This window comes from uncultured Victivallis sp. (assembly GCA_944389935.1).
Classification (GTDB): Bacteria; Verrucomicrobiota; Lentisphaeria; order Victivallales; family Victivallaceae; genus Victivallis.
On record CALXOE010000012.1, the window covers coordinates 68,879 to 76,120 of the forward strand.

Below are 7,242 nucleotides of genomic sequence, written 5' to 3' on the forward strand. Positions count from 1 at the left end.
CTTCCCCCATTCACCGACCATCTTTCAAGCTCAACGCCCCGTCGATATCGCCGAGTTGAATCGGAGAAACGTGTCCATCGAGCCAGAGTACATTCTTGCGGTTGAGATGACGAAAAGAGTATTCGCTTCCTCCCTGAACATTATCGATCCGGCTTCGATCCTCAAAATCACTGATGTAGGGCTGCTGTTTCAAGTTTTCGATCCCGGACGGATCCAGCCCGAGCTCGGAAACCCAAAGAATACGCGAATTCGCCACCGGAGCCCGGGAAGAAGTGCCCCGGGAAACCGTCTCCGGCTTGATGCAGTAGGAGACGTTCAATCCCTTCACCGGCCCGTTCCCCGGGGAAGCGGCCCAGAACGGACTCATGCCGAGCAGAGAAATCGAATGGCTGAACTGATTCATGGAATAGCTGCAGGTATCCGAGTTGATCGTCTTGATTTCCGGACAGCGTAAAGCGCCGAAATTCCGCAATCTCGCCGCCTGATCCCATGTAATATTTGTTATGCTCGTATCTTTCGACAAATAAGGGAGCACCCGGAAATACCACCAGTGAAAATTGCGTCCATAACCGAGCGCATCCACCGGGCGTGCCGCAGGATAATATTTATTGTCGGAACCATACAGATTCAAAGCAACTCCTACCTGTTTGAGATTGTTCGTACAGGTTGTCTGCCGCGCCGAAGCCCGGGCTCGGTTTAATGCAGGCAGCAGCATCGAGGCGAGGATTGCAATAATCGCAATCACTACAAGAAGCTCAATCAATGTGAATCTGGAACGCTTCATTTAACAACCTCCTGTTCATAGGCGGCCTGCACGCTGCGGGCCTCTGTTGATTGGGTACTGCCTCGTTCAATAATGCGTGGAGAAATCTCGATCTGGAATTTGCGGTCGAATCTGCGGTTGAGAATATCTGAAGCCATCGCCACCACCTCTGCGGCGATCTCCGAACGCGCCGCAGCAACCACGGAAAGTTGCTCCGTATGCGAAATTTTTGAATCTCCGAGAGCCAGAATACCAAGCTCTTCCGGAATCGAAACGCCACGCGCTTCCAGATAACCCATCGCCGCTATCGCAGGCAGATTACTGCCGACAAGCAACGCATCACACCCGCAAATCCGATCCAGATGTCGCGCCAGATAGTCCCGGGTGCGTTCGCTCGAATCCTCACCGGATCTGGTTCCGCAATCGAAAATCCCCACAGAACATCCGAACGTTCCCGCAGCGAGCTGAAACCCCTCAATCAGATCGTCCGACGAAATACCGTGCGGCTCCGTGCGCAGAAAACCCATTCGGCGATATCCGCATCGGAAAAAATAGTTTGCCGCCATCATGCCGGCAGCAAAGTTGTTGCCGTTTACAAACCGTACGCGGTCCACTCGCGCCGCATTCAGGCAGAGAATGCACGGCGTCGGCGCATTCACGAGAGCACGCACCTGATCGGCCGTCAACAAATTGCGGGCGAGAGAGTTCGCAACAATTACTCCGCCCGGGAGTTCCGGCAGCATCCGGCAGAAATCCTCACGATGATCAAGTGCCCGGATTTCCGGCTCGAAATTGTGTTTTCGCGCCTGCGCGGCGAGAAGAGAACTCATATCACGGATCGACGGGCTCTCCCAGTCCGGCTCCAGAATCAGCATTCCGGGTCGTTTTTCGGCGACCGGGTGCCGCACGAACATGCCGGAACCGACCACCGCTTCCAGAAGCCCCTGCTCCCGCAGCTTCCGCAGAACCGGATCCACCGTGAAACGGCTCACCTGATACTCCTGCATAATCTGTCGCACTGACGGAAAACTCTCTCCGTCCGACATCGACTCCAGCCGTTCCCGCAGACGATGGAAAAGCAGCTCCGCCTTGTTTTCCCGATTCAGTTCCATTTTTCAACCGTGTTCTTTACCGACACACTTTAATTATACCATAAATGCCGGAACATGTCAAGAGGAATTGAAAAAAATATGAAAAAAAGAGAGCCCCGGGAGGGTCGTCGAAACCGGGGTCGGCAATCTCATCATTGATCGACAAACTCATCCCGAGCACGTACCAGGTGAACGCCTCCGGCACAAGCCGTCGCACTCATCCAAGTTCAAGCGGGCAGAACTTAAGCTGATTTAGCCATCTCGCTTTCCATTGCCAGAGACTGTCGGTATTCTTTCGCTTCCGCGATCTTAGTAAATGAAACATCGGCCTTGTATTGCCGGGCGACAGTTTCGATTTCGTCGAGGGAAACCCGGAAAAATTCCTTGCGCGGATTGATTTTATTGACTCGATTCCGCTCGAACACCTGATGCAGTCTGCTTTCCAGCTCCGGCGCATTTTCGTGATAGATCATCGCGTGAACATCGAACTGGAACGGAACAGAAGCATCACCAAGTTCATCCACCCGTTCCTGCGGCTCAAGGCGTCGCGTCATGCCGATCTTGAATACGTTCTCCCCGAATGAGCCGACGTTTGAAATCACGTAGACATATCCGGCTTTGGTAAGTTGCGCCTGACTGATTGCACGTTCTTTCGCTTTCGCTTCATCCAGCTGCTGTTGCAGAACAGCAATCTGCGCATTCATCTTTTCCAGTTCCGCGCCGTGAGCCGCTCTGGCCGCTTCCATCATCTTGTCAAGCAACGACTGATATTTCTGCTGCTCCTTTTCCGCCTCGGCCTTTGCCTTGTCCATTTCACGCTCGGCGCGGATTTCCTCCCGCATGATCGCCTTGATCTGCCGCTGTTCCTCCGCCTCGGCCTGTTTTTTCTCCTGAAACTCGTGATAAATCCGCAGCTCTTCGATCTTCAATTTGAGAAAATCGTTTGTAATCATCACATTAAAAGGCATCGTCCATTTATTGAGCTGTTCAAAGGAATTGTCAAGTCGGTTTTCGTACACAACAACGTTTTTGTAATCAACATTTTGAATTAACAGGTCGCTTTCACTGTTGAACGTTCGGAGCAACAATTTGACAAGTACATTCGACACTTTCTTGCTGTACTTCTCATGAGTCTCCGCAACCACCGCCCTGCCTGCCTTTATCAAGGCTTTTTGCGCATTCCTGTTGTTGCTGAGTGCCCGCTCATAGTCGAGGGACTTTTCAAAATTATAGTGTGGCTTGTAAAAGTTCAGGTCAGCAAGTTCGATGGTCTCCTGCAAAGCGGCGTTTTTATGGTTCAATTCCTGATTGGCGGCCTCCGCTTTATTGCATTCGTCTTTCAATATCGCGAGACGATTTTCCTCTTCAGTCGCCTTGTTTTGTGCCTCGGCAATGATCTGATCACGTTCCGAGATGATTTGATCCGCCTGCGCCTGACGTGCCTTGTATCCGTCGAGTTCGTGATTCAGCCGCTTGATTACCTTTAGCTTGTCCACCAACACAGACACTGCCCCGCCAAACAGGCTCAACATGAGAACAGCAAACAAAACCGATATGAAAGCAACCATCTTCCCCTCCTGTTTACTTACAAACTGCTTCCAACAAAACAGCAGATCGCTGCGGCAAACCATCCGGATTCATCGATTTTCCGTAAACCTGAAGCAACTGCGTTCCGGCGGCTTCGATGTCTTTGCCGGTTCTTTGCAGCCACGCTCGGCGGCAACCGATCGCGAACGATTGTGTGTTTTCGGCTGCCGGGCGAAAACCGCCCATGAGCAACGCTTTTCCAAAATACATGCGGGTCTCGGAAAAATCAATTCTCCGAGACCCTGAATTTGCAAAGATCCGAACCTGACGTCAGCGGATCAACTCATACGCCGCCACCGCACGGCCGTCGGAAAAACTGCACGCCGTGAAGCGACTGCCGCCGGGAACTGCTTCCAGCGGAATCGAACCGATCACTTCACCGCTCCAGTCAAGCATGTTCAGCCGGGCCGACGGAGATACGCCCGCAAACGTGATCGCACTCTCCCCGTCATGCATCAGCAACGGCAGCGTTCCCCACGACTCCAGCACCGACCGCGTTTCATCGCGAAAAACCATATCCGTATTCTGAATGCCCGTCAGGTGAAGAATCAGAATCCTCCCGCTCGCCTCAAGCGGTCTGTCATCCAGAGAGGCCACCAGGATCGTCACCGGACCGCGACGGTTCTCCACCGAAGCGAACGCACCGCGCAACTCGTGCCCGGAGGGGAGAACAAAACATTCACTGCGCCGAGTCCGAACCAGGAATGTCCGCGCATGGCTGTCCAGCATGATCTCTCCAGTCAGACTCCCGAATCGGCCGCGCGCCGGATCGAACTGCGCCGGAAAGCGACGCGCGATTTCCGCAGCCGATTCAGCCCCGTCTGCCGCGAGAGTTCCTGCCGGATCACCGCGGTGCGGCCGGGCGGCAAGCACGACAGCGGCACGCGGAGGTGGCTCCACTCCCTGTTCCGGATCGGCGATCAGAATTCCGGTTTTTCCCAGCAGCCCGAGATCTCCGTAGAGTTCCGGGATGGAACTCTCGTATCCGTTGTTCTTTTCCCGATAGCCAGGATGGTCGAGGTAGTCTCTCCGGAGAATCAGAGGAAACTCAACCTCGGACTCTTTCACATCCCCGCGCAGAAAAAAGAGCACCCCGATCCGTTCCGACAAAGCCCGCAGCGGATTCCGCACCGTATCGAAAAAACTCATCGGATAATCCTGCTCCACAGGCTGGGAACCGTGGGAATAGGCAAAACGACACAGTCCGCTCCACCCCTGCATCGCGGCATAAGCGCTGATGATCGGAGATGCCTCGACCTCACAGAGATTCGGAGACGGCTCATCCCACTCCGTCACGGTCAGCGGCTTGCCGAAGATACGCTGCGCACCTTTCCGCGGAAATTCGTCGCCGCAGACGGCGAGAATACTCCCGGGCATGATCTGCGCCGGAGGCGTCCAGCCTCCATTCAGGAATTTCGGATGACCGGCATAGGTGTGCGTATCGATCAGGTCGTACTCCTCCCCCATCAGCGCAAGCGGCAACGACGCGTAACTGTTCTGATCCGTGAGCGGAACGCGGACGCCAAGTTCCCGCAGAAACTCTCGCATCTGTGCGTAACGGGCCCGATAGACTTCCGAGAGAAATTTCAGTTTCATGCGGCGGTGATTTTCATCCGTGAGCGTGATCCGATTCTTTTTGACATACTCCTGAAAGCGTTCCGCGACCAGTGGTTTGACATATTTCGCGTTGGCCGCAAGATAAATGGTATCCTCATTCACCAGAGAAATCGATATGAGAGCGGGATCATCTTTCCAGGCGAGTCCCGTATAGGGATTGACATGAGTCAACAGCGCCTCACTGAAGCGTTTCCAGTTTTCAAACGCCTCATCGTCGAAGAAAATCATTCCCTTGGCATTGCCGCCGGATCCGCCGGCCGGCAATGCGGCGATCTCACCCGGACGGAACCGCCGCGAGACGTAAAGATCGATCGTCGAGTAAATTCCCCGCTTTTTCATCTCGGCCATCAGAAACTCCATCCGGTCGAGCATCTCCGGATCGAGAACGGTTCCGGCTTTCCGCGACGCGAGCTGATTGTCGTAGTGATGGAATCGCACGATATTGTAGCCGGTCGAGGCGAATTCCTCCGCAATCTGCACCGCCGTCACATGTTCCGGGAAATTGGCGGAGAAACAGAGATTCGACCCGTAAAAACGGAATTCGTGCCCCGGTCGTCCGGAAAATTCCAGCCGTCCATTCACGGCGCGCACAAATCCATACTTGCCGGCAGGGGCATCCAGAAACCGGGAAAAATCAAGCGCGCTGCCCGGCTTGATTCTGCGTACGGGCCGAATCGGCTGAAACTCCTTTCCCGCACGAATCCGGAGTTCCCCTTTCCCGGGTGTCGACTCCGCTCCGGCCGCCGGAAAAAGAGAAAACGCAATGAACACGACCAGAAAACCAACGAAAAATTTCATCTGCAGAACCCTCCTGACAAACAGATCAACCATTGACTGCTTTTTCATATTATACACTGTTTTCCACGGGAATATTCGCCGAATTCTGCTGAAATAGTTGCATTTTTCGCTGATGAAATCTATTTTACCATGATGACAACCTTTCATTGCAGGAGGAAAATCCTATGAATGCCGGGAACGAATTCTCTCTGGAGAAGTGTACGCCTGCCGAGCGGGCGATCCGCTGTTTTGAAAACTGGAGCGGTACCTGCGTCACAATCATCGATCCCTCCCGGAGACTGCTGGTTGAAACCGGCACATTCCGATACAAGCACCGTCTGCCGGAGTGCATTCGTGCCAAAGCCCTGAACGAATCCCGCTGCGCGCAATTCTGCTGGCATGAACTTCTGAGGCGACTGCCGGAATATCCCCGCGGCGGACTGAAATTCTGCCATGCCGGAATCTGCGACTGGTTCATGCCGGTCTCATCCACGCCGACTCTGCCGCCGCTGGTGCTCGTCGCGGGCGGACGACGCTGTCCCGACGAGATCCCGGCAAATCTTCCGGTCTACCGGGAGCCGCTTGAAAAGACGATCGCACCGACCTGTCCCGCCACCTCACGCGAAGAGCTGCTGCTGGTGCACGAAGGGCTCAGTCAGCTCGCGGCCCGGCTGCAACTGTTCCTGACCGAACAGCAGGGAGCCAGACACAGCGACGACTCATTGAAAAGTCCCCGACGCGACGCCATTCACTCGTGGATCGATCACAACTTTCATCAGCCCGTCACACTCGGAGATTGCGCCAGACATTTCTTTCTGAGCGAAAGCCGCATGAGTCATGTCGTCGAGCAGGAGACGGGATCGAATTTCCGGGATCTGCTCGCCGCGCGCCGGATCAGGGAAGCGGAAATCCTGCTGCTTCACTCCCGGGAGCCGGTTTCGACCATCGCAGCCCGTTCCGGTTTTTCGAGTATGAGCAGTTTTCTGCGCACATTCAAACGCTTCCGCAGCATGCCGCCTCTCGCATATCGGAAAAAAAGCAAATTTTGACGTTTTTTCAGCAAAAAACGCCGTTTTTCATCCGATCCGCCGTGGTATACTAAAAGTAAAAAATGATTGCAGCGGAAAGGATTTCATCTATGGGCATCACAGTCAAAGCGGCTCGCAAGAGCACATCTTTCCCCGTACCAGCCATCCATCAAACATTCCATCAGCCAATCACTGCCCCGCAACAAAGCTCCACGCCCGGCAGTACAAGAGAGGGGTTCGGGGGAGAGAAAGCGGCTCGCAGGAGCACATCTTTCCCCGTACCCGACACCTGTCAAACGCCACATCAGCCAATCACTGCCCCGCAACAAAGCTCCACGCCCGGCAGTACAAGAGAGGGGTTCGGGGGAGAGAAAGCGGC

7 protein-coding genes are annotated in these 7,242 nt (G+C 54.4%); 2 read left to right on the forward strand and 5 right to left on the reverse strand.

Going from position 1 to position 7,242, the window contains the following annotated elements; genetic code table 11:
* Positions 1–10: 10 nt before the first annotated feature.
* The 5 genes from Q0J85_RS05735 to Q0J85_RS05755 form a co-directional block, all read right to left on the reverse strand.
* On the reverse strand, positions 11–784 hold the full coding sequence (locus tag Q0J85_RS05735) for a prepilin-type N-terminal cleavage/methylation domain-containing protein (RefSeq protein WP_294479069.1): 774 nt from the start codon (positions 782–784) through the stop codon (positions 11–13).
* Positions 781–1,875: a substrate-binding domain-containing protein gene (locus Q0J85_RS05740; protein WP_294479071.1), complete on the reverse strand. Its 1,095-nt coding sequence runs from the start codon at positions 1,873–1,875 to the stop codon at positions 781–783. Before Q0J85_RS05740 ends, Q0J85_RS05735 begins: the two co-directional genes overlap by 4 nt.
* A 221-nt stretch (positions 1,876–2,096) precedes the next feature.
* Positions 2,097–3,422 carry a DUF4041 domain-containing protein gene (locus Q0J85_RS05745; RefSeq protein WP_294479073.1) on the reverse strand — a complete coding sequence of 442 codons (1,326 nt, stop codon included), beginning with the start codon at positions 3,420–3,422 and terminating at the stop codon, positions 2,097–2,099.
* 13 nt (positions 3,423–3,435) lie between these two features.
* On the reverse strand, positions 3,436–3,627 hold the full coding sequence (locus tag Q0J85_RS05750; protein ID WP_294479075.1) for a hypothetical protein: 192 nt from the start codon (positions 3,625–3,627) through the stop codon (positions 3,436–3,438).
* 84 nt (positions 3,628–3,711) lie between these two features.
* Positions 3,712–5,856: a hypothetical protein gene (locus tag Q0J85_RS05755; protein WP_294479077.1), complete on the reverse strand. Its 2,145-nt coding sequence runs from the start codon at positions 5,854–5,856 to the stop codon at positions 3,712–3,714.
* A 164-nt stretch (positions 5,857–6,020) separates the two neighbouring features.
* Here Q0J85_RS05755 and Q0J85_RS05760 point away from each other — a divergent pair, with 164 nt between their 5' ends.
* Positions 6,021–6,884, forward strand: a complete 864-nt coding sequence (locus Q0J85_RS05760) for an AraC family transcriptional regulator (RefSeq protein WP_294479078.1) — start codon at positions 6,021–6,023, stop codon at positions 6,882–6,884.
* A gap of 89 nt (positions 6,885–6,973) precedes the next feature.
* A partial coding sequence (locus Q0J85_RS05765) for a hypothetical protein (protein WP_294479079.1) occupies positions 6,974–7,242 on the forward strand: 269 nt, incomplete at its 3' end.

Coding starts and splice junctions, on each gene's coding strand:
- Q0J85_RS05745 (WP_294479073.1), bottom strand. CDS start 3,422: ATGGTTGCTTTCATATCGGTTTTGTTTGCTGTTCTCATGTTGAGCCTG.
- Q0J85_RS05735 (WP_294479069.1), bottom strand. CDS start 784: ATGAAGCGTTCCAGATTCACATTGATTGAGCTTCTTGTAGTGATTGCG.
- Q0J85_RS05750 (WP_294479075.1), bottom strand. CDS start 3,627: ATGGGCGGTTTTCGCCCGGCAGCCGAAAACACACAATCGTTCGCGATC.
- Q0J85_RS05760 (WP_294479078.1), top strand. CDS start 6,021: ATGAATGCCGGGAACGAATTCTCTCTGGAGAAGTGTACGCCTGCCGAG.
- Q0J85_RS05755 (WP_294479077.1), bottom strand. CDS start 5,856: ATGAAATTTTTCGTTGGTTTTCTGGTCGTGTTCATTGCGTTTTCTCTT.
- Q0J85_RS05740 (WP_294479071.1), bottom strand. CDS start 1,875: ATGGAACTGAATCGGGAAAACAAGGCGGAGCTGCTTTTCCATCGTCTG.